The sequence below is a fragment of the Stenotrophomonas sp. BR163 genome (genome assembly GCF_047520985.2).
GTDB classification, from domain to species: domain Bacteria; phylum Pseudomonadota; class Gammaproteobacteria; order Xanthomonadales; family Xanthomonadaceae; genus Stenotrophomonas; species Stenotrophomonas sepilia.
In genome coordinates this window covers 61,049-82,980 of sequence record NZ_JAXBRE020000011.1, presented here as the reverse complement: position 1 = coordinate 82,980, position 21,932 = coordinate 61,049, and the positions used below count along the sequence as shown (strand labels likewise).

Annotated in this window: 20 protein-coding genes; 15 read left to right on the top strand and 5 right to left on the bottom strand. The window is 66.1% G+C overall.

Annotated elements, in window-relative coordinates:
- Nucleotide 1: 1 nt before the first annotated feature.
- Together ACM0PY_RS11320 and msuE are read right to left on the bottom strand one after the other, a co-directional pair.
- Nucleotides 2-979, bottom strand: coding sequence for a DUF1852 domain-containing protein (locus ACM0PY_RS11320; RefSeq protein ID WP_235646768.1), 978 nt, complete (start codon nt 977-979; stop codon nt 2-4).
- Between the two features lie 56 nt (nt 980-1,035).
- Nucleotides 1,036-1,629 carry an FMN reductase gene (gene msuE, locus ACM0PY_RS11315; protein WP_111200998.1) on the bottom strand — a complete coding sequence of 198 codons (594 nt, stop codon included), beginning with the start codon at nt 1,627-1,629 and terminating at the stop codon, nt 1,036-1,038.
- Nucleotides 1,630-1,704: 75 nt separating this feature from the next.
- On the opposite strand from msuE, the gene ACM0PY_RS11310 reads away from it, so the two are divergent.
- The 4 genes from ACM0PY_RS11310 (at nt 1,705) to ACM0PY_RS11295 (ending at nt 4,607) form a co-directional block, all read left to right on the top strand.
- Nucleotides 1,705-2,619: a LysR family transcriptional regulator gene (locus ACM0PY_RS11310; protein ID WP_180884342.1), complete on the top strand. Its 915-nt coding sequence runs from the start codon at nt 1,705-1,707 to the stop codon at nt 2,617-2,619.
- Nucleotides 2,619-3,503 carry a methylenetetrahydrofolate reductase gene (locus ACM0PY_RS11305; protein WP_180884344.1) on the top strand — a complete coding sequence of 295 codons (885 nt, stop codon included), beginning with the start codon at nt 2,619-2,621 and terminating at the stop codon, nt 3,501-3,503. Before ACM0PY_RS11310 ends, ACM0PY_RS11305 begins: the two co-directional genes overlap by 1 nt.
- Before the next feature lie 88 nt (nt 3,504-3,591).
- Complete coding sequence (locus ACM0PY_RS11300) at nt 3,592-4,119, top strand: DUF6622 family protein (protein ID WP_180884346.1); 528 nt, start codon at nt 3,592-3,594, stop codon at nt 4,117-4,119.
- Between the two features lie 107 nt (nt 4,120-4,226).
- The gene (locus tag ACM0PY_RS11295; RefSeq protein WP_111201002.1) at nt 4,227-4,607 is read left to right on the top strand and encodes a hypothetical protein; all 381 of its coding nucleotides are present in this window, start codon (nt 4,227-4,229) and stop codon (nt 4,605-4,607) included.
- A 61-nt stretch (nt 4,608-4,668) separates the two neighbouring features.
- Here ACM0PY_RS11295 and ACM0PY_RS11290 read toward each other — a convergent pair whose 3' ends face one another.
- Nucleotides 4,669-5,571 (bottom strand): LysR family transcriptional regulator, encoded by a 903-nt coding sequence (locus ACM0PY_RS11290; protein ID WP_010485668.1) that lies wholly within the window; start codon nt 5,569-5,571, stop codon nt 4,669-4,671.
- 109 nt (nt 5,572-5,680) lie between these two features.
- On the opposite strand from ACM0PY_RS11290, the gene ACM0PY_RS11285 reads away from it, so the two are divergent.
- The 5 genes from ACM0PY_RS11285 (at nt 5,681) to ACM0PY_RS11265 (ending at nt 11,112) form a co-directional block, all read left to right on the top strand.
- On the top strand, nt 5,681-6,802 hold the full coding sequence (locus ACM0PY_RS11285) for a 4-oxalomesaconate tautomerase (RefSeq protein WP_151354690.1): 1,122 nt from the start codon (nt 5,681-5,683) through the stop codon (nt 6,800-6,802).
- A 75-nt stretch (nt 6,803-6,877) separates the two neighbouring features.
- A complete protein-coding gene (locus ACM0PY_RS11280; protein ID WP_134970759.1) occupies nt 6,878-7,936 on the top strand; it encodes an ABC transporter substrate-binding protein in 1,059 nt (352 codons plus the stop codon).
- 14 nt (nt 7,937-7,950) lie between these two features.
- The gene (locus ACM0PY_RS11275; RefSeq protein ID WP_014647218.1) at nt 7,951-8,784 is read left to right on the top strand and encodes an ABC transporter ATP-binding protein; all 834 of its coding nucleotides are present in this window, start codon (nt 7,951-7,953) and stop codon (nt 8,782-8,784) included.
- The gene (locus tag ACM0PY_RS11270; protein WP_005409726.1) at nt 8,768-9,544 is read left to right on the top strand and encodes an ABC transporter permease; all 777 of its coding nucleotides are present in this window, start codon (nt 8,768-8,770) and stop codon (nt 9,542-9,544) included. Before ACM0PY_RS11275 ends, ACM0PY_RS11270 begins: the two co-directional genes overlap by 17 nt.
- 134 nt (nt 9,545-9,678) lie before the next feature.
- Nucleotides 9,679-11,112: a porin gene (locus tag ACM0PY_RS11265; protein WP_180884347.1), complete on the top strand. Its 1,434-nt coding sequence runs from the start codon at nt 9,679-9,681 to the stop codon at nt 11,110-11,112.
- A gap of 24 nt (nt 11,113-11,136) precedes the next feature.
- Here the strand turns inward: ACM0PY_RS11265 and ACM0PY_RS11260 are convergent, their stop codons facing one another.
- Entirely contained in the window at nt 11,137-12,384 is a 1,248-nt protein-coding gene (locus tag ACM0PY_RS11260; protein ID WP_065186459.1) for an arsenic transporter, read from the bottom strand.
- 298 nt (nt 12,385-12,682) lie between these two features.
- Between ACM0PY_RS11260 and ACM0PY_RS11255 the strand changes: the two genes are divergently transcribed.
- Both ACM0PY_RS11255 and ACM0PY_RS11250 read left to right on the top strand, forming a co-directional pair.
- On the top strand, nt 12,683-13,864 hold the full coding sequence (locus tag ACM0PY_RS11255) for a serine hydrolase domain-containing protein (protein ID WP_134971019.1): 1,182 nt from the start codon (nt 12,683-12,685) through the stop codon (nt 13,862-13,864).
- A 106-nt stretch (nt 13,865-13,970) separates the two neighbouring features.
- The gene (locus ACM0PY_RS11250; protein ID WP_049411161.1) at nt 13,971-14,183 is read left to right on the top strand and encodes a hypothetical protein; all 213 of its coding nucleotides are present in this window, start codon (nt 13,971-13,973) and stop codon (nt 14,181-14,183) included.
- 97 nt (nt 14,184-14,280) lie between these two features.
- Here ACM0PY_RS11250 and ACM0PY_RS11245 read toward each other — a convergent pair whose 3' ends face one another.
- The gene (locus ACM0PY_RS11245) at nt 14,281-14,841 is read right to left on the bottom strand and encodes a fasciclin domain-containing protein (RefSeq protein WP_134970996.1); all 561 of its coding nucleotides are present in this window, start codon (nt 14,839-14,841) and stop codon (nt 14,281-14,283) included.
- 415 nt (nt 14,842-15,256) lie between these two features.
- On the opposite strand from ACM0PY_RS11245, the gene ACM0PY_RS11240 reads away from it, so the two are divergent.
- The 4 genes from ACM0PY_RS11240 to ACM0PY_RS11225 all read left to right on the top strand — a co-directional run bounded on the left by ACM0PY_RS11240 (nt 15,257) and on the right by ACM0PY_RS11225 (nt 21,839).
- Nucleotides 15,257-18,385, top strand: a complete 3,129-nt coding sequence (locus tag ACM0PY_RS11240; RefSeq protein WP_180884349.1) for a TonB-dependent receptor — start codon at nt 15,257-15,259, stop codon at nt 18,383-18,385.
- A 125-nt stretch (nt 18,386-18,510) separates the two neighbouring features.
- Nucleotides 18,511-19,269: a SapC family protein gene (locus ACM0PY_RS11235; protein WP_095377571.1), complete on the top strand. Its 759-nt coding sequence runs from the start codon at nt 18,511-18,513 to the stop codon at nt 19,267-19,269.
- A 3-nt stretch (nt 19,270-19,272) separates the two neighbouring features.
- Nucleotides 19,273-20,295 carry a cupin-like domain-containing protein gene (locus ACM0PY_RS11230; RefSeq protein WP_134971000.1) on the top strand — a complete coding sequence of 341 codons (1,023 nt, stop codon included), beginning with the start codon at nt 19,273-19,275 and terminating at the stop codon, nt 20,293-20,295.
- A 14-nt stretch (nt 20,296-20,309) separates the two neighbouring features.
- Nucleotides 20,310-21,839 (top strand): tryptophan halogenase family protein, encoded by a 1,530-nt coding sequence (locus ACM0PY_RS11225; RefSeq protein WP_134971002.1) that lies wholly within the window; start codon nt 20,310-20,312, stop codon nt 21,837-21,839.
- Nucleotides 21,840-21,932 lie beyond the last annotated feature (93 nt).

The window sequence follows — 21,932 nt, the reverse complement described above, 5'->3', positions numbered from 1 at the left end:
ATCAGCGGGCAGCCCACTGCTCAAGCACGGCGCGATACGGCTTGATGAAGTGTTCTTCGGTGAACCTGCCCTGCTTGACCGCCAGCTGGCTGCGCTCTTCGCGGTCGTAGACGATGCGGGTGGACGAATAGTCCTGGTGCTTCAGGCTGGGCTGGTAGACCTTGCCGGCCACGGAGTTGGCGTTGTAGATCTCCGGGCGGTAGATCTTCTGGAAAGCTTCCATCGTGCTGATGGTGCCGATCAGTTCCAGGTTCGAGTAATCGCCCAGCAGGTCGCCCTGAAAGTAGAAGGCAAGCGGCGCCACGCTGCCCGGTGGCATGAAGTAGCGCACCTGCAGGCCCATCTTGTCGAAATACTGGTCAGTGGGGGAGGACTCGCCCTGGCGGTATTCCACGCCCAGGATCGGATGGTGGTTCTCGGTGCGGTGGTAGGTCTTGCTGCTGGAAACGCTGATGCAGATCACCGGTCCCTTGCTGAAGTTGGCGCGGTAGGCGTCAGACTCCAGGAAGTGCTTGAACAGCTTGCCATGCAGGTCGCCAAAGCCCTCCGGAATGCCGAAGGTGTCCTTGCCTTCGTTGCTGGCCGGAAGCACCACGCTGAAGTCGTAGTCACGGACATAGGACGAGAAGTTGTTGCCGACGATGCCTTCGGTGCGCGCGCCGGTGTGCGTGTCAACGATGGTCGGGCGCAACACTTCGATCAACGGGAAAGGATCGCTGCCGTCGGCGCTGTCGATGTGCATCTCCACCGAGATGATGTCCAGCTTGACCGCGTAGCGATCGGCGCTTGGGTTGTCCCAATGCGCCAGATCATTGAAGCGGTTGTTGATCATGCGGATGGTGTTGCGCAGGTTTTCCTTCCGGGACGCGCCGCGCGCCAGGTTGGCGAAGTTGGTGGTGATGCGCGTGCCTTCGGCCGGCTGGTAATCCTCGTTGAAGGGGATGCGCGTGATGCTGAAGGTGAAAGCGTCGTTCGTCATGGGCGGCGTTCCGTTTGCAGGGTGACATCCAGATGCAGGTCGGCGGCATCTGGCATTCAAAGGGCTTCGATGGCCTCGGCGGCGGCGACTGGCGCGCCGCGATGGGACAGCGCAAGCAGCGGCATTGCGCGCTGCACCGCCAGTCGTGCGCGCTGGATCAGCGCTTCGTTGTGCACGCGCCCCTCGGCGAAATCGCGGTCGGTGGCATACACGCCCAGGGGCAGGGTGCGGGCCTGGAAGAAGCTGAACAGCGGCCGCAGCTGGTGATCGATCACCAGTGCATGGCGGTCACTGCCGCCGGTCGCGGCCAGCAGGATGGGGGTATCGACCAGCGCGTCCTGGTCGATGAAGTCGAAGAAGTGCTTGAACAGCCCTGTGTAGGAGCCGCGGTAGACCGGCGTGCTCACCACGAGGACATCGGCCCGTTCGACGGCCACCAGCTGGCGCTCGACAACCTCCGGGAGCTGCGAACGCCAAAGCGCGCCGGCCAGCTGCGGCGCCAGTTCGCCGAGTTCGATCAGCTGCTGTTCGCTGCGCATGTTCTCGCCGATCAGGCCCAGCAGGTGCTCGGCGAGGGTGGCGGCCCGGGAGGGGCGCTGCAGTCCACCGGAAACGGCGACGATACGGAGGGGGCGTTGGGATGAAGGCATGACCCGATCCTAGTCATGCCTTTCCATGACGTAAAATGGTATTACTTCACCTATCCATGAGTGAGATTCATCTTAATGTTGGAGCGGATCCACCTCAGCATCGTGCAGCAGGTCGAGCAGCAGGGCTCGCTCACCGCTGCTGCCGGCGTGCTCAACCTGACCCAGTCGGCGCTCAGCCACAGCATGAAGAAGCTGGAGCAGCAGCTGGGTACCGATGTCTGGCTGCGCGAAGGCCGAAGCCTGCGGCTGACCCAGGCCGGACAATATCTGCTGGCAGTCGCCAACCGGGTGCTGCCGCAGCTCGACCTGGCCGAGGAGCGCCTGCGCCAGTTTGCCCAGGGCGAGCGCGGTGCGCTGCGCATCGGCATGGAATGCCACCCCTGTTACCAGTGGCTGCTGAAGATCGTCTCGCCGTACCTGGCCGCGTGGCCGGATGTGGACGTGGACGTCAAGCAGAAATTCCAGTTCGGCGGTATCGGCGCCTTGTTCGGCTACGAGATCGACCTGCTGGTCACCCCCGACCCGCTGCTGAAGCCAGGCCTGAAGTTCATCCCGGTGTTCGACTACGAGCAGGTGCTGGTGGTGGCCAGCAACCACGCCCTGGCCAAGGTCGACCACGTAAAGCCGCGCCAGCTCAGCCAGGAAGTGCTGATCAGCTACCCGGTGCCGTTCGAGCGCCTGGACATCTACAACCAGTTCCTGCTGCCGGCCGGCATCACGCCGCGGCGCCACAAGGCCATCGAAACCACCGACATCATGATGCAGATGGTGGCCAGCGGCCGCGGCGTGGCTGCCATGCCGCGCTGGCTGGTGGAGGAGTACGCCACGCGCATGGACGTGGTGCCCGTACGGCTGGGCGCCAAGGGCATTCCCAAGCAGATCTATCTGGGTGCGCGCGAGGCCGATACCGGCATCGATTACCTGCAGGCCTTCATCGAGCTGGCCCGCAACAGCTCGCCGCTTGCCGGCAACGCAGGCGGAGCCCGTTGATGCCCGTACCTGGATCACTGCGGGCGGAAGCCTTCATCAACACCTTTTCATTGGAGGTCAGCGCGAAGGCCATGCCCGCGCTGCGCGCCGAGGCGGATCGGATCCCGCGCGGTACCGTCATCTCCATTCCCTGGCTGGCCAGCGAGGATGACGACGCACGCCTGGCCGCCGCACGCACGGTGCGCGAGCTCGGCTTCGAGCCGATGCCGCATCTGTCTGCGCGCCGTATCGGCTCGCGCGCGGTACTCGGGCGGTTCCTTGAGCGCGCGGCCAGCGAGGCTGGTGTCGAGCAGTGCCTGGTGATCGCCGGTGACCTCGCCACGCCTGCTGGACCGTTTGCAGACAGCATTTCGATCATCGAGGCCGGACTTCTGGAACGGTGCGGCATCAAGGTCGTTGCTATCGGCGGGCACCCGGAAGGGCATCCTGTAATGAGCAGTGACGAACGCTGGCAGGCGCTGGAGGGAAAATGCCAGGCCATCGAAGCACGTGGCATGGCCCCCTTGGTCGTCACCCAGTTCGCCTTCGATGCCGATACCGTGCTGGCCTGGCTGGATGCACTGCGCGCGCGTGGCATCACGGTTCCGGTGCTGGTCGGGGTTCCGGGGCCGGCAAGCATCCCCCGGCTGATGCGCTACGCCGCGATGTGCGGCGTGGGCGCCAGTGCATCGATGTTGGCCCGGTATGGCATCTCGATCGGCCGGCTGCTGGGAACGGCGGGGCCGGAGGTGTTCGTTGACCGCCTGGTGAAGGGGCTGACCAGCGCCCATGGCCCGGTCAGCCCGCATTTCTTCCCGTTCGGCGGTGTTGCGCCGTCGCTGGAGTGGATGGCGCAGTACCGGCGGCGCATTTCCAGTGCCCGCAGCGTAATCCCCGAAGGCTGACAGCTGTCACTGGCTGCAACCCGGGCGGAAGCGAATAGTGAGCGCCAAGGCGAGCGCACCTCGCCACCACTCACCAAGGGGACCGCTCATGAACATGCTTCAGCACCTCGCCTCGCAGACGCCGATCTGGGTCTGGCTGCTGCTGGCCTTCCTGGTCACCCGTGGCATCGCCGCCATGAAGCCGGCCGAGACCTCGCTGCAGAAGCTGGCGATCGTACCCGCCTTGTTCGCCGTCTGGGGTGCGTGGTCGGTCAGCCATCGCTTCGGCGCGTCGCTGAGCGCCTTCGGCGAATGGCTGGCCGGCATCGCCACGGGCGCGACGCTTGCCTGGCTGCTGCTGAGTCGATTGAAGCTGACGCTGGACCGCAGTACCGGCAAGCTCTGGCGCAACGCGGATTTCAGCCTGCTGCCGCTGCTGTTGATCACTTTCCTGGTGAAGTACGGGTTCGAAGTCGCATTTGCGGTGTCGCCGTCGCTGTCCGCCAATGCCGGCTTCAGTGCCGCCTACCTGCTGCTGACGGGCGGGTTCACTGGCATCTTCGTCGGCAAGTACGCCCGGTACCTGGCTTCGCTGCGGATGGATGCGGTGGGCAAGGGACTGGAAACCGCAGGCTGATCGCGCGAGGCGGCCGGCCGCTGGCCGGCGTCCCCATGCAGGGTTGTGCGGGGCTGATGCAGGCGTCACGATGCCCACCACTGGCCAACATCGGAAACGTTGACGTTATGAAGACCATATCCTGGTTCTGGATCAACGTGGCCAGCCACTTCGGTATTGTCGCAGCCCTGGCCTGGCTGCCCGCACGGTGGACGGGCCAGCTTGTAGAGGGTTTGGCCGGCACTCAGCCGGCTATTGGCGATGCCCAGCATGTGGCCCTCATTGGTTCCATTTTTGGCTTCTGCGTGACCGCACTGATCTTCATGGGAGCGCTGACAGTCACCGGCGAACTCCTGGGTTTCTCCAGGCCCTATGCGCGGCGGCCGGAGTCCCAAAACGAAGCGCAGGTCGTCCACCGGAAGGTGTTGCTGGTTGCATTCGCCACGCTCTCATGGGTGGCCGTGGGATCGCTTGCAGGTATTGCGTCGATCTTCGCGGCTTCGTCATGAAGGGCGGCCCTGCCAGCGTCTGGCGCGCCGGAACACATAGGCGCGTGAACCGCGCAGTTGCTCACGCCTCCCCGCGCCACTGGCTCATCAGCATCTGCAGGAATCGCTCCGCCGTGGGCGAGAGCAGGGCGCCCCGTCGGCGGACGATCCCGATCGTGCGCGATACCACAGGGTTGCCGATCGCGCGCGTCACCAGGGTGGGGTGATCTCCGTCCGGCGTGGCCATCTTCGGCAGCACCGACACGCCGATGCCCGCCTCGACCATGCCCAGTGACGTCGACAGGTGCGTCACTTCATAGTGCCAGCTCAACTTGAGGTTCTCGCGCGCCAGCGCACCATCCAGCAGCGTGCGGTTACCGCTGGTGCGATGCACGGTGATGAGCTGGTGCTCGGCCAGGTCGGCCCATTCCACCTTGCGCTTGCGTGCCAGAGGATGATCGCGCCGGCATGCCAGCACGAATGGATCTTCAGCGAGCACGTCGAAATCGAGATTCGGATCGTTGGCGCCCATGAAGTTGATGCCGAACTCGACTTCGCCACGTTCCACTGCCTGCAGACCCTCCGTCGCCGGGATATCCAGGATGCGGAAGCGCACGTTCGGGTGCGCTTCGTGGAAACGCGCCATCACGCTGGGCAGGAAGTAGAACGCCGCCGTCGGCAGGCACGCGATGGTCACGGTAGCGCCGCGGGTGTCTTCGCGGCCACGCAGTGAGAACAGCGAGCCATCGAACTCCTCCAGCATGCGGCGCACCAGCGGCAGCAGGTTCTCGCCGACGGCGGTAGTGCTGACGCTGCGCGTGGTGCGCTCCAGCAGCGGCGACCCCACCGCCTGCTCCAGTTTCTGGATGCGGCGGCTGAGTGCTGGCTGGGAGACGTGCAGGATTTCTGCGGCTCGATGGAAGCTGCGGGTCTCCGAGACCAGCAGGAAGGCGCGTAGATCCAGGATTTCGCAATTGATGCTCATGAGGTATCAATCATCCAAAAATCAGCAATTCACAGATCAATTGGGGTCATGCCAGTATCGAATCACAGAGGGGTAATTCATCCCCTATACGCATCAATCTAGCACACGTATGTCCAACGATCTGCTCAGCATTCCCTGCGTACTCATGCGCGGCGGCACCTCCAAAGGCCCGTTCTTCCTGGCCAGCGACCTTCCGATGGACATCGCTGAACGCGATCGCCTGCTGCTGGAAGTGATGGGCTCGGGCCATCCGTTGCAGATCGACGGCATCGGCGGTGGCAACGCGCTGACCAGCAAGGTGGCGATTATCGACCGCTCCAGCCGTCCGGACGCCGATGTCGACTACCTGTTCGCCCAGGTACGGGTAGAGCAGCAGGTGGTGGATACCTCGCCGAACTGCGGCAACATGCTGGCGGCCGTAGGCCCGTATGCCATCGAGCGTGGGCTGGTGCAGGCGCAGGATCCGCAGACCGAGGTGCGCATCCACAACGTCAACACCGGCAAGCTGATCATCGCCACGGTGGAAACGCCCGGCGGCAACGTGGTGTACCGCGGTGACACGCGCATTGCCGGCGCGCCGGGCTCGGCCTCGCCGGTCAGGCTCGCTTTCCTTGATGCGGCAGGCGCCCGCACCGGCAAGCTGCTGCCCAGCGGTCACGCGCAGGAGACCATCGATGGCGTGCCGGTCAGCCTGGTGGACTGCGCGATGCCGATGATGCTGGTGCGCGCAGAAGATCTGGGCGTGCGCGGCGATACCCCGCCCGCCGAACTGAACGCGGACGCGGTATTCATGCGCCGGCTGGAAGCGCTGCGCATCGAGGCGGGCGCCCGCATGGGCATCGCCGACGCCGGCAACAAGGTCATTCCGAAGCCGGTGCTGCTGTCGGCGCCGCAACATGGGGGCGATCTGCAGGTGCGCTATTTCATGCCGCATCAATGCCACACCGCGCTGGCCATTACCGGCGCGGTCGGCCTGGCCACCGCGGCCGTTACGCCGGGCACGCTGGCCCACACTTTGGTCGGATGCCTGTCCGTTCCCGGCAGCATTACCCTCGAACATCCGAGCGGGGCCCTGGAGGTGGGCCTCAGTCGCAGCTCGCAGGACGCGCCGGTCGTTGCCAGCGTCGTGCGCACCGCACGCCGGCTGTTCGAAGGACGCGTGTTTGCCACCACGCCAGCACTTGCCGTGGCCGGTTCCACCCAAGCCCGCCAATGGACGTCAGCGGCATGATCTGAACCCGGACGGGCCGGCGCAGGTGCGCATGCCCGCCATTACAACGTAGATGCTTCACTCCTGGGAGGGATGATGTACAAGCAGTTCTTGATGGCCGCGCTGTGCGCGGCTGGTCTGGCCGCGGCCGGATGCAGCAACAGCGGGCGCACCGAAGGCGCATCCGCCGGCGGTGGTGACAATGCACCGGTACGCATCAGCGTCGGCTCCTACAACCTCAACAACCTGCCGTTCTTCATTGCCGACGCCAAGGGCTACTTCAAGGACGTTGGCCTGCAGGTGAAGACCGAGAACTTCGCCCAGGGCGGCTCCAAGGTATTGCAGGCGCTGGTGGCCAATTCCACCGATGTGGCCGTCGGCTTCTACGACCACACCATCCAGATGCAGGCCAAGGGCAAGGACGTGGTGGCCTTCGTGCTGCTCTCGCGCAACTCCGGCCTGGTGATGGCCGGCCGCGAGGATGCCAGCTTCGATCCGGCACGCCCGGAAACCATCAAGGGCCAGAAGGTCGGGATCACCGCGCCGGGCTCATCGTCGGATTTCTTCGTCCGTCACTTCCTCGCCCAGCACGATATTCCGGCTGACAGCATCTCGCTGATCGGCGTCGGCTCGGGCGCCGCAGCGGTGGCCGCGCTGGAGCAGGGCAAGATCGACCTGCTGGTCAACTACGACCCGGCCGCCACCCTGATCACCGAGCGCAAGGTCGGGAAGATCCTCCTCGACGCGCGCAGCGATGACGGCGCCCGCCAGGTCTATGGCGGCCTGTACCCGACCTCGGTGATGTACGCCAACCAGAGCTTTCTGGACAAGCGCCCCGAAGCGGCCGAGAAGATCGCCCGCGCCGAACAGATGGCGTTGAAGTTCATCGCCGACAACAGTGCTGAAGACATCGTTGCGGCGCTGCCGGACAGCTACGTTTCTGGCGACCGCGCCACCTATGCGCGCGCGGTGGAGAACGCCCGCGCGATCTTCACCCGTAACGGTCATTTCACGCCGGCTGATCTGGAAACGCCGTTGAAGGTGCTGCGCGAGTTCAATACGGATGTGGCCAAGGCCAACATCGATCTGTCCCGCACCTACACCAATGCCTTCGTCGAGCGTGCCAACGCCGCGGCGCCGGCTGCCCAACCGTAAGCGGAGGTAACCCCATGGCCCTCAATGCCACCGTGCGCCAGTTCAATGGCGCGCCGCAGCTGGAGCCTGCACAGACCATGGTCGCCATCAACAAGGTGACCATGTCCTTCGGCGAATTCACCGCCGTCCGTGATGTCGACATCCAGGTGGGGGACGGCGAGTTCCTTGCCATCGTCGGGCCGACCGGCTGCGGCAAGAGCACCATCCTCAATTCCGTGGCGGGCCTGCTGAAGCCGTCGTCCGGCCAGGTCAGCATCGACGGCCGTGCGGTCAGCGGCGTGCAGGAGTCGGTCGGCTACCTGTTCCAGCAGGATGCGCTGCTGCCGTGGAAGACGGCTTACCAGAACGTTGAGCTCGGCCTGCGCTTCCGTGGCGTGCCCGAAGCCGAACGCAAGGCCAAGGCCAACGCGTGGCTGGCCAAGGTCGGCCTGGCCGGTTTCGAGCACCGCTATCCGCACCAGTTGTCCGGTGGCCAGCGCAAGCGCGTGCAGATGGCGCAGGCGCTGATCGTCGAGCCGAAGGTGATCCTGATGGACGAACCTTTCTCGGCGCTGGACATCCACACCCGGCACCTGATGCAGAACGAACTGCTGCGCCTGTGGCAGGAGGACCGGCGCTCGGTGATCCTGATCACCCACGATCTGGAAGAAGCGATCGCCCTGGGCGACCGCGTGGTGGTGCTGTCATCCGGTCCGGCCAGCCGCGTGGTGCGCAGCTTCGACGTGGATCTGGAACGCCCGCGCAACGTGGCCGAGATCAAGCTGGATGACCGTTTCACCGACCTGTACCGCGACATCTGGGCCTGCCTGCGCGGCGAAGTGGAGAAGAGCTATGCACGCCAAGACTGACAAGTTCATCCAACTGGCCCTGGTTGTGGCCGTGTTCGGCGGCTGGGAGGGCGGTATCGCGCTGGGCGTGATCGATCCGTTCTTCTTCCCCTCGCCAACGGCGATCGTGCAGCAGGCCTGGACCTGGCTGTCCGATACGTCGTTCTACCAGCACGTCTACATCACCCTGACCGAAACCGCGCTGGGCTACATCATCGGCACCGGCCTCGGCGTGGCCGGCGGTGTCTGGTTGGGCCTGAGCCGCCGCTCGGCGCGCATCCTCGATCCCTTCATCAAAGGCTTCAACGCAATTCCGCGCGTGGTGCTGGCCCCGATTTTCGTGTTGTGGCTGGGGCTGGGCCTGTGGTCGAAGGTGGCGCTGGCGGTCACCCTGGTGTTCTTCACCACGTTCTTCAACGCCATGCAGGGCGTACGCGAGGTGAATCCGGTGGTACTGGCCAATGCCCGCATCCTGGGCGCAAGCCGCAGCGACCTGCTGCGCCATGTCTACTTCCCGGCAGCAGCCAGCTGGATCCTGTCCTCGCTGCGCACCTCGGTGGGCTTCGCCGTGGTCGGCGCGATCATCGGTGAGTACCTCGGCGCCTCGGCGGGCCTGGGTTACCTGATTGCGCAGGCAGAAGGCAACTTCAACGCCGTCGGTGTGTTTGCCGGCATCATCATCCTGGCCGCCTTCGTGCTGGTCATCGACGCGCTGCTGGACGTGGTCGAGAACAAGCTGATCACCTGGCGTCCCAACGCCCAGGCCCAGGCCACCAGCTGACCGGGCCGGGCTGAGCCCGCCTGCCGCGCCGCCGGGCCGATCCGGCGGCGCGCGCTTCCTCCCCCGATCTTCCCCCGCACCACCGCAACAGGCCAGCGCCGGGCCAGGGGGCCGGCTGGCCGGAGAGAGAGTCCATGAACCATTCCACCGTGCTGCCACCGGCAGCGCTGTCGGTCGCGCTCGGCCTGCTGTTGGCCAGTGGCCATGCTGGCGCCCAGGCTGTTTCGTCCCCTCCCGCACCACTGAGCCAGGCCGAACTCTCACGCCTGGTGCAAGAGCAGGCGCTGCAGATCCAGCAGTTGGAGGCGCGCCTGCGTGCCGTGGAGGGCGGGCACAGCACCGCCGGTGCGGCGGCCGCAACGCAGCCCCCCGCGCTGGACACCCGCGTCGCCGCACTGGAATCCAGCCAGGCCAAGGCGCCCAAGGTCACCTGGTCCAAGGGCGCACCGGAGTTCAGCAGTGCCGATGGCAGCGTGGTGTTCCGTCCGCGCGGACGCCTGTTCGTCGACGCATCCAGCACCGATGGATCGTCAGTGAGTGACCGCAACATCTCCGGTACCGAGATCCGCTCGGTGCGGCTGGGCGCCGAAGGCCGCTACGGCATCCTCGGCTGGGCGGTGGAAGGTGACTTCGCCGACAACGCGGTGGCGTGGAAGTCGGTCTACGCCACCGTTGACCACCGCCTGTTCGGGCTGCCGGCCGACCTGACCGTGGGCAACCGCCTCAACGACCGGGGTATCGACGGCTCCAGCAGCACCTCCAACACGCCGTTCCAGGACCGCAACGTGGTCGGCACGCTGATGCTGCCGCAGCGCGGCCTGTTCGGTGTCGGCCTGACCGAGCGCGTGTACGGCAAGAACTGGCATGCCAGCCTGTCGGTGGCCGGCAACGATCTCAACAACGCCGGCACCGACAACGACAGCCAGACCTGGGCCACGCGCGTGCATTGGAACCCGGTGGCCAACGACGCAGTCACGGTGCACCTGGGGGCCTGGGCCTTCCACGAGGAGATTGCCGCAGGCGCCAGCGGCGTCGTCCGCAGTTCGGCCATCGCCGGGCACTTCAACGACCTGGTCAAGATCGCGCCGGGCACACTGCTGGGCGCCGAGCGCAGCACGTCCTATGGCGCGGAACTGGCAGGCTTCTTCGGGCCGGCCTGGGCGACCGGCGAATGGGGTACGCGCAACCTGCGCGGGGCCGACGCAAGCGGGCGCTACGATCTGGACCACCAGGCCTGGGCGATTTCGGCGGGTTGGTTCCTGGCCGGTGCAAGGCCGGCCTATTCGGGCAAGGCCGGCACCTGGGGCCGGGTGAAAGTGGCCGATCCTGTCACCCGCGGCGGCGCCGGGGCATGGGAACTGAAAGGGCGCTACGAAGACGTGGACTATGCCGAGCTGCCCAGTGGCGGTACCGGCCACGCGTGGACGCTGGGTGCGAACTGGTATCTCAACGACTTCAGCCGCGTGATGTTCGAGGCGATCCGTTGGCAGACCCGCAACCGCAGCGGCACCGGCCAGGGCAGGGATGAAGGCACCACCTTCAACACCCGCCTGCAGGTGGCCTTCTAGCAGCGCATGCCGCTTGCGCGCCGATCAGAGCAGCAGCAGTGCTCCGATCAACGCCGGCGGCATCACCAGCGCGCCGACGCGCAGGAAGTCGAGCGCGCTGACATGCTCGCCCTCGCGACGCAGCGCCACCAGCCACAGCATCGTCGCCAGCGAACCGGTGACCGACAGGTTGGGCCCCAGATCCACGCCGACCAGCAATGCGGCACGGGTCTGCGCCGGCAGGTCGGCCATCTGCCCCAGCGAACCGGCGGCCAGGCCGACCGGCAGATTGTTGGCCACGTTGCTCAGCAGCGCAGCCGCGCCACCGGCCAGCCAGCTGGCCTGGCGGGGAGATGCCTGAGCCACGGCCTGCAGCGCGCTGGCCGCGCTCTGGATGACACCGGTCTGCGCCACCGCTTCCACCAGCACGAACAGTCCCGCCACCAGCGGCAGCACGCCCCAGGACACGTGGCGCAGCAGTGGCAGCGGGCTGCGCCGCTGGCGGATCGCCACCACCGCAACACTCAGCGTACCTGCGCAGAACGTGGTCAGGCCCAATGGCCCGTTCAAGGCCGACGTGACCAGCAACACGGTGCCGGTGAACAGCACGCCCAGTGCGCTCAACCGGCCGCCATCGGTCAACGGGCGATGCGCCGGCGCGGCCACCAGCGGCTGGGCGATCTCGCGCCGGTGCACCCAGCGCAGGACCAGGTAGGTGGCACCGATCGCCGCCGCCGACGGCAGCGCGAACTGCGCCAGCCACTGCAGCAGCGGCGGCAGGTGCTGGCCGTACACCACCAGGTTGGCCGGATTGGAAATGGGCAGCACGAAGCTGGCCGCATTGGCAATGAATGCACAGACGAACAGGTAGGGCAGGGGATTGGCGCGCGCCGCCTTGCAGGCAGCGTAGACCGCCGGCGTCAGCACTACGGCCGTTGCATCGTTGGACAGGAACACCGTCACCAGCGTGCCGACCAGGAACACCAGGTCGAACAGGCGTCGCCCGGATCCGCCCGCATGCCGCACCGCGTACAACGCGACCCAATCGAACAGGCCTTCGCGCCGCGCCAGTTCGGCCAGCATCATCATGCCGACCAGGAACAGGTAGACGTCGCGGCCTTCGGCCACCGCACCCCATGCGGTATGCAGCGACACCGCGCCCAGCAACGGCAACAGGGCGGCAGCGCCCAACGCCCACACATATTCGGGGATGCGCAAAGGACGGAACAGCAGACCGAGGGTGGCAACGGCGACCGCTGCCCAGATCACGAGGGGGGCTTGGGGGGCGAGCATGGAGTGGGGCTTCAGCGGCACCTGCAGCGACCCCGGCGCAGGTGGGGCCTGGCGCGCGCGATCAGCGGATGGGCGGCCGCTGCAAATCATCGCAGGTTCCGGGTCGCCGCATCATACCGTGCGGCGCGGCATGGCGACCGCTGCCCTGGACCGCGTTGCAGGTGGGCCGGGGGGCGGCGCCCAGCCCACGTTCAGCACTCAAGCGCGCCATGACTTAAGGCACTGCAGTGTGACTACACATGTAGTCACACTGCACGCACACTCATTGGACGAGATTGCGATGCCAAGATCCTGCTGGTTGTCCTGCGCCCTGGCCCTGGTGTTCGGCATCGCCGGGCCCAGCCAAGCGGCGACGCGCGCCGAAGCCCTAGCCGCGATCGAGCGCAACGCGCGCGCCGCGCATTCCGATGCGGTCCTGGTGATGCACGACCGGGAGACGCTGCTTGAGCTGAAGCCCGCCGCCGGGCAGGAATCCGTTCACCTGATGTCGGCCACCAAGTCGGTCGTCGCGCTGGCCATTGCATTGCTGCTGGACGAAGGAAAGCTGGCTTCGATCGATACGCCGGTCAGCCGGATCTATCCCGAATGGAAGCAGGGCAGGAAGAGCGCCATTACCGTGCGCATGCTGCTGGACCATACCTCGGGCCTGCAGAACGTGGCGAACGCGGGCGAAGAGCTGGAAGGGGCCCCGGACCTGGTCAAGCTGGCACTGGCTGCCGAGCTGAGCGATGACCCGGGTAACGTGTTCTCCTACAACAACAAGGCTACCAACTTGCTGCCCGGCATTGTCGAGCGCCTGGCAGGCGAGCCTGTGGATGCGTACCTGGACGCGCGGCTGTTCAAGCCCCTGGGCATCGCCCACTACACCTGGATGAAGGATGAAGCAGGCACTCCGCTGGGCATGGCCGGGCTGTCCCTGCGCGCGACCGATCTTGCCGCCATCGGGCAACTGTTGCTGGACGGTGGCGCGGCGCCGGATGGCAAACGTCTCCTGAGTGAGCAGTCGGTCGCGTTGATGACGACCGAAAGCGCCCGTGCGCCAGAGGTTGGGCTGCTGTGGTGGCGGATACCGGCCTGGGAACGGTACCAGCTCAAGCCCCGGCTACGGGATCTGCTGGTGGAAAGGGGCGTGGACGACGACGTACAGCGCGCACTGCAGGCCAGCGCAGGGCGTGCATTCGAGAGCCGCAGCGCACTGGTCGCCTTCCTCGCCAATCAGCTGGGCGCGGATTGGTCCCAGCGCTACGCCAGCCAGATCTCCGCGCGCGGCCTGAAGCTCGCCGATCTCTACGACATCACACGGGGACCGGTCGTCGGCTTTGCCGCCAACGGCTACCTGGGCCAATACCTGATGATCGTCCCGGAACAGCGGGTGGTCGCCGTGCGTCTGGTCCACCGGCGCGACACCCACAGCGCTCCACAGGACGACTATCCCTCCTTCTTCGCCGATGTCCTGCAGTTGGCGCGGACACTGCGATAGGCCCTGTCGCCATCATGTCCACGCGCGCTGAACATCTTCCTGGAGCGTTCTTCACTGGCGTGCCGCCTAAAGTGGGATGACATCTTGGCCGCACACCAACTGAAGCATGTTTGATTATCAGGACTGGACCTTCCACGCCAATGGCCGAACGGTAGTGGCGCGGGTAGCGCTGGACGGCGACGGTGGCGGCACCATCAACCGCTACCAGCTGGTGCCGGGGCCGGCGCAGTCGGGGCTGTGCATCAAGGTCGCCTCCCAGGACGAGGCCGCGCAGAAACTGGAGGCCGAAGTGACCAAGCTGCTCGGGCCGGAGTGGTAGCCACTACGCCATGCCGGGCAGGGATCCGCATGGTGACGTCGGGATGACCGGGCCCGGGCAACGGGCATCGCGCCGGATGCCCGTTGCGTGAGGCCGCTTACTTGGGCATCAGCACGGTGTCGACCACGTGGATGACGCCGTTGGACTGGCCGACATCTGCAATGCTGATGCCTGCCTTTTCACCCTTTGCGTCGATGACCCAGAGCTTGCCATCGTGGAGCGCCACGGTGAGAGGCTCACCCTGCACGGTCTTCAGGGTGGCCTTGCCGCTGTGCTTGCGGGCATCGGCCAGAAGCTGGGCCGAACTGTAGCTGCCCGGGACGACGTGGTAGGTCAGGATCTGGGTCAGCTGTGCCTTGTTTTCAGGCTTCACCAGTGTATCGACAGTGCCTGCAGGCAGCTTTTCGAAGGCCGCATTGGTGGGCGCGAAAACAGTGAAGGGCCCGGCGCCGTTGAGGGTGTCGACCAGGCCGGCTGCTTTGACCGCTGCAACCAGCGTGGTGTGATCCTTGGAATTGACGGCGTTCTCGACGATGGTCCTGGTGGGGTACATTTCTGCCCCGCCCACGATGACGGTGTTGGCGGCGAAAACCGAGGAGCCGGACGAAACGAGTACGGCGAAGCCGACTGCGGCGGCGATGCGCTGAAGAGCGTTCACGGTGCGTTCCTTTCTGGATGACCCGCAAGTGCGGGCATCTTTCCTACGTCGGGTGAGCGTGACCGGATGCAGCAACGGCCGAGTCATTGGCGCGCTGCCGGTTTTGCTGCGCTGCATGGTGACAACGGCGAACCTCGGTGATTACTCTCCGCTGCAACGCGATGGTAGCGCTACCAGTCGGACGGGGATCGAGGGTCCGGGAGGCTGCCTTCTTTGCCGCGTGTTTGTCCTGGCAGGCTTGAAAAGCAAGTGTAAGTCGCGGCGTGCCCGAGCACCCGTGCTGTTCGGTTTGGAATGCGGGCCACGCCCGTGCGTGCCCCTGGGAGGGGGCGGTACATCCATTCGATCGTATGTCAGAGGGGACTTTCATGAGCACCTGCAGTTTCCGTGGCACCCCGGGCCCGAGGTCCGGTTCATGAGCCGCGCGTTGGCGAAGTTCCGGTCCCGGGCCATGTTCACCTTCGTGGGGGGGGCCCTGGTCATCAATCCCGCCTTTGCGCAGGACGCCGCACCGGCGACCGGGCCGCAGCCGCAGAGCCAGTCGCAACCCACCCAGCTTGATGCAGTGCAGGTCACGGGCATACGCAACAGCCTGAGCCAGGCCATGGACATCAAGCGCGACTCGGCGGGCGTGGTCGACGCGATCAGTGCCGAGGACATCGGCAAGTTCCCCGATACCAATCTTGCCGAGTCGTTGCAGCGCATCACCGGCATCTCCATCGAGCGCCGTGACGGCGAGGGCGCGCAGGTGACCGCGCGTGGCTTCGGCCCCCAGTTCAACATGGTCACGCTCAACGGTCGGCAGATGCCGGGTGCCGATGCATTCGGTGCCTCTGGACAGGTCGCCATCGGCGGTGTCGACGGCGGCACCCGCGCCTTCAATTTCGCGCAGCTGGCCGCCGAGGCCATCAATGGTATCGAGGTCTACAAGACCAGCCAGGCGCAGGTGCCCAGCGGTGGCATCGGTGCGACGATCAACATCCTGACCTCGCGTCCGCTCGATCACGCCGGCATCGTGGCCAGCGCCGGGGCGAAGCTGGTGTCCGACCAGAGCCAGCCGTTCGACAATGACCTGACACCGGAGCTGTCGGGCATCTTCAGTTACAGCAATCCGGAAAAGACCTTTGGCGTCAGCCTCAGCGCGAGCCAGCAGAAGCGCAAGGGTGGCTCGGTGCAGGCCACGGAGAACTACTGGAACGTGCAGCCGTGGACAGGGTCGATGCCGGGCAACCCGACCGTGGTCAATGCTCCGGCCGTCGGCCAGCTTTACGCGCGGCCCAACGACCTGCGCTACGCGTTCTCCGAATTCGAGCGCGAACGCGTCAACGGCCAGGCCGTGCTGCAGTTCGCACCGACGGACAGCCTGACCCTGACCGTGGATTACACCTACTCGACCAACGAGATCACCGAGAATCGTGGCGAGCAGGGCATGTGGTTGCAGAACAGTAACTACACCAACGTCGAGTTCGACACCAGTGGCGCCGTCGCGACGCCGGTCTACATCCGTGAAATCGCCGGCACCAAGGATTTCGGCCTGGAGCAGCAGCGCAGCATGCAGGAGTACAAGCTGGGTTCGCTGGGCTTCAACGCCGTCTGGAATGTCAGCGACCGCTTCAAGCTCAGCTTCGATGCGCACAACTCGAAGAACGAGAGCCGACCGAATGATCCGCTGACCGGCGGTGGTTCGATCTTCATGAGCATCGCCGGCACCAACAACTGTACCCGTGGCCCCCATTGCGGTGGCTCCTGGGTGCAGGAGCTGAACTTCAACAATGGCCTGCCGGTTGGCACCCAGGTCTGGTATCCCAGCACCGCCGATGCGGTCGCCGGGACCAATGGCGTGGTCAATCCGGGCTTCCAGGAAGGCGAGGTTGGCACGCAGGTGCTGCGCGTCAACGCGCAGACCCAGATTAGCGAGATCAAGCAGGCGCGCGTCGATGGCGAATGGAACTTCGACCACGGGCGCTTCCAGTTCGGCGTGGACACCAACAAGTCCACCACCCACCGCATCCAGGCCGCCGAGGCCTACTCGACCCTGGGCGACTGGGGCGTGGCCAACGTGGACCGGGATACCGCCGCAGGCCTGATGGACCTGCTGCAGCCGGTCAGCATCGTCGGCCTGTTCGACGACTACAGTGCCAACAGCTGGCCCGCCTGGCGCGGCAATGCCGGGCAGCTCGCGCAATGGGCATCGCGCGAGTACGGCGTCGGCCTGGGTGTGAACCCGCAACGCGCGGCCGACAACTTCGTGGAAGAGAAGACCAAGGCGGCGTACTTCCAGGTGGAGCTGGACGGGGAGCTGGGTGGCATGCGCACCAACACCCGCCTGGGCGTGCGCTATGAAACCACTGACGTGGTGTCGACCTCGGTCATTGCCGTCCCCGAGTCCATCGAGTGGCAGGCCAACAACGATTTCCGCATCGTGCTGTCCGATGAGCAGCAGCCCTTCACAGAGAAGGCGCGCTATAGCTACATCCTGCCCAACCTTGATTTCAGCATCGACCTCACCGAGGAACTGAAGGGCCGCGTTTCGTTCGGCAAGAGCATCGCCCGCGCGCCGTACGGCAATCTCTATGCGGGACCCGGGGCCCAGCAGCCGTTCGGCTCGGTGCTGATCGATCCCTCGTCGCGCGCCAGCGGCAATTCGCAGAACCCGAGCCTGAAGCCGCTGGAATCGGACAACCTCGACCTGGGGCTGGAGTGGTACTTCGCCGATGCCAGCTACGTATCATTGACCTACTGGAACAAGTCGGTCAGCAACTTCATCGGCAATACCGTCGTCCAGGAAAGCCTGTACGGCCTCACCGACCCGACCTCCGGGCCGGATGCGCGGGCGGCGTTGGACTTCCTGACCAGCGGCGCCTGCGTCGCCCAGGTCGGGCCGGCCAATGCGGCCGCCTGCTCGGCCAACGACACCTCGCTGTTCACCGCGCTGGCATTGCTGCGAAACAATCCTGCCGGCCTCGGCGCCTACAACGGCACCGATGCGCAGGTGCTGGCCACCGAAGCGGCCTACGATCTGTATGGGCAGCCCAACGATCCGCTGTACCAGTTCAACGTCAATCGCCCGATCAACCAGAACAAATCCAAGCTGCATGGCTGGGAGCTGGGCGGCCAGTACTTCTTCGGTGACACCGGCTTCGGCGTGCTGGCCAACTACACCGTGGTCAACGGCGATGTCGGCTACAACAATGGCGGCGATCCGGGCATCGACCAGTTCTCGCTCACCGGCCTGAGCGACACCGCCAACGCCATGCTGATGTACGAGAAGTACGGGTGGTCGGTGCGCCTGGCATGGAACTGGCGCGACCAGTACCTGATCCTGGCCAACCAGGGCTCCAGCCGCAATCCCTACTATGTGGAGCCGTACGAGCAGTGGGATCTCAGCGTCAACTACGCGCTGGATGACCACTGGTCCTTCAGCCTGGAGGCGATCAACCTGACCGGCGAGGATGTGCGGTGGCGCTCGCGCACGTCGCAGATGATCGTCAAGCTGGCAGACCAGAGCCCGCGCTACATGCTGGGCGTCCGCTACAAGTTCTGAGCCTGGTTGCCGACGCGTCCGGCACGGCACCGCTGCCCGCCAGCGGTGCCGTGCCGGAACGGTGTCGCCGCACCTGTCGCGCCTGCGCTACGCTGCCGGCCAGCCACCCCGCACTGGATACCCTGATGGCCCGCTACGAAATGCTCAACAACATCGCGCATCGGGACCTGAAGGTCGCCACCGGATTCGGGCCGCAGTTCGGCGATGCCGTGGGCATGGTGCCGGCCTATCCCAGCGAGTTCGCAGAACTGCAGCGTGAGTATCCGATCTTCCTGCGCAGGGAAACCGGGACGGAAGCGTGGCAGTCCGTGGCCCTGCTGGGTTTCGAGCAACACGAGAACCTGTTCCTGCAGGACGGGCGCTGGAATGCTTCCTACCTGCCTGGCGCGGCAGCCAAAGGGCCGTTCCTGATCGGCTTCCAGGAGCACTACGTGGATGGCCTGCTCACCCAGGATGCGGTGATGCACGTGGACCTGGACCATCCGCGCGTCACCGACGGGGGCGGTGAGCCGGTGTTCCTGCCGCAGGGCGGCAACACCCCTTACCTGGACCACATCGCCAGCGTGCTGCGCGGCATCCACGAGGGCAGTGCCTTCGCGGCCGGGATGTTCACGATGCTCGACGACTGTGGCCTCATCCAGCCGGTCACGCTCGACGTGCAGATCGCGGCGCACCACCGGGTGAGCGTGAGCGGATTGCACGGCATCGACCGCGAGCGCCTGGCGGCGCTGGACAGTTCGCGCCTGGCTGCGTTGAACCGCGCCGGCTACCTGGAAGGTGCGTACCTGATGCTTGCCTCGCTGCATAACATGCGCCGCCTGATCGCCGAGAAGCAGCGCCGTCTCCGCGTCCAGCACGGCACCGCGCAGGCGGCCAGGAACTGACCGGTGCACGCCAGCCTGCCGATGCGGATCCTGGAAGGCATCGATCCTGCCGCCTTGCCACTGGCTGCCCTGGTGGAGGCCGGTGACCCGGTCGTACTGCGCGGCATCGCCACCGATTGGCCACTGGTCCAGGCCGGGCTGGGCGGGGTGCAGGACGCAATGGCGTACCTGTGCAGCGTCGATGCGGGCGCGCCCATCCAGTACTCGTTCGGCGGCGCCGAGATCGGGGGGCGCCCGTTCTACAGCGCGGACTTCACCCGGTTGAACTTCGAAGTGCGGCGCGGTGGGCTGGCCCAGGTGCTGGAAGAGATCGCCATGACGCTGCATGCACCGCAACCGCCAACCTACTACGTGGCCTCGCTGCCGATCGCGCGGGCACTGCTGCCGGCATTCGCGCAGGCCAACGACGCCGGTCTGGCGAAGCAGGGCATCGACGCCACCGCCAGCATCTGGATCGGCAACCGGGTGACGGCCTCGTGCCATTTCGACACACCCGACAACCTCGCCTGCTGCGCGGTGGGGCAGCGCGAGTTCACCCTGTTCCCGCCCGACCAGATCGACAATCTGTATCCGGGCCCGCTCGATCCCACGCCGGGGGGACAGGTGGTCAGCGTGGTGGACTTCGAACAGCCCGACTTCGATCGGCATCCACGTTTCCGCGAGGCGCTGGCGCACGCGCGCCGCGCGGTGCTTGGGCCCGGCGATGCGATCTTCATTCCCAGCATGTGGTGGCACCATGTACGCAGCCTGGAACCGTTTAACGTGCTGGTGAACTACTGGTGGCGAAGCTCGCCGGCTTGGCTGGGATCCGCGCTGGCGGCGCTGCACCACGCGATGTGGGCCGTGCGTGATCTGCCGGCGCGCGAAAAGCAGGCCTGGGAAGGGCTCTTCCGCTACTACGCCTTCGGCCCTGGCGAGCGCGCGGGGCAGCACCTGCCTGACGCCGCGCGCGGGGATCTGGCACCGTTCGACGAGCAGCGCGCCCGCCGCATGCGCGCGATGCTGCTGGGCAGGCTCAACCGTTGAGAGAGGGCGCCGTTTTGGATACCGAGAGCACGCTCGCAGGGCGCATCCGCAAGGTGGTCATTGCCGGTGGCGGTACGGCGGGTTGGCTGGCCGGCTGCGCGCTTGCGCACCAGTTCCGTGACCAGCTGCAGATCACGCTGGTCGAGTCCGAGCAGATCGGCACGGTCGGTGTCGGTGAGTCCACTGTGCCGCCGATCCGCACCTTCCACCGCTTCCTGCAGATCGACGAGCAGGAATTCCTGCGCGCGGTGGCAGGCACCTTCAAGCTGTCGATCTCGTTCGAGAACTGGCGCCTGCCGGGCGATCGCTTCTTCCATCCGTTCGGCACCATCGGCCATGGCACCTGGGCGGCCCCCTTCCATCACTTCTGGCTGGACAGCCTGCGCCGCGGCATGCCCTCGGACCTGGGCGACTTCTGCCTGGAGAGCATCGCCTCGCGTGGCGACCGCTTCTCGCTGCACACCCAGCCGCAGGCCAGCTATGCGTATCACTTCGATGCCGGACTGTATGCGCGGTTCCTGCGCGGCAGGGCCGAGGCCCACGGCCTGCGCCGGATCGAAGGCCGGATCGCCCAGGTCAGGCAGCACGCGCACGACGGTTCGGTGCAGGCGCTGGTGCTGGACGACGGCCAGGTGATCGAGGGCGATCTGTTCATCGACTGCACCGGCTTCCGCGGCCTGCTGATCGAGCAGGCACTGGGCACCGGCTACGAGGACTGGCACGAATGGCTGCCGTGCGACCGGGCCGTGGCGGTACAGACCGAAGCGGTGGCGCCGCCGGTGCCCTATACCCGGGCGATCGCCCACGAGGCGGGGTGGCGCTGGCACATCGCGCTGCAGCACCGCGTTGGCTGCGGGCTGGTGTATGACAGCCGCCATCTGTCCGATGACGAGGCCGCCGCGAAACTGCTGCGCGATGCCGGGGCTCCACCCTTGCGCGATCCATGGAAGGTGCCGTTCCGCAGTGGACGCCGGCTGAAGGCCTGGAACAGGAACGTGGTGTCGCTCGGGCTGGCCAGCGGCTTCATCGAACCGCTGGAGTCGACCAGCATCCATCTGACGATCAGTGCGGTAGTGCGCCTGATCCAGCTGTTCCCGTTCGACGGCATCAGTGCGTCGCTGGTGCAGCTGTATAACGATGTCAGCCGCCAGGAAATGGAGCACGTGCGCGATTTCATCATCCTGCACTACCACGCCACGCAGCGCAGCGAACCGATGTGGAAGGCCTGTCGCGAGATGCGCGTGCCCGAGTCGCTGCAGCAGCGGCTGCAGGCGTGGCGCGAGCGTGCGCATGCGTGGCAGGACCCCGGCGAGCTGTTCCGCGTCGAATCCTGGACCAGCGTGCTGCTCGGGCAGGGCATCGCGCCCGGTCCTGCGCACCCGCTGGCGCGGGCCGTGAGTGATGTCGATCTGCGCACCTTGTTGAAGGGCATCCAACGGCCTGTGCAGCAGGCCGCCGCGCAGATGCCGGCGCAGGCGGAGTTCATCGCGCAGTACTGCAGGTCCGGCGTGGACGTGTGGCGTTCGACGGCAGCAAGCGCGTAGCAGGCTTTTGCGTTGCAGCACGCTTTTTCCGCTGCAGCTGGTTACAGTGCGGCAACACCGCTGGCGATGACGCGCGCGGTGGCAACGAGGGGG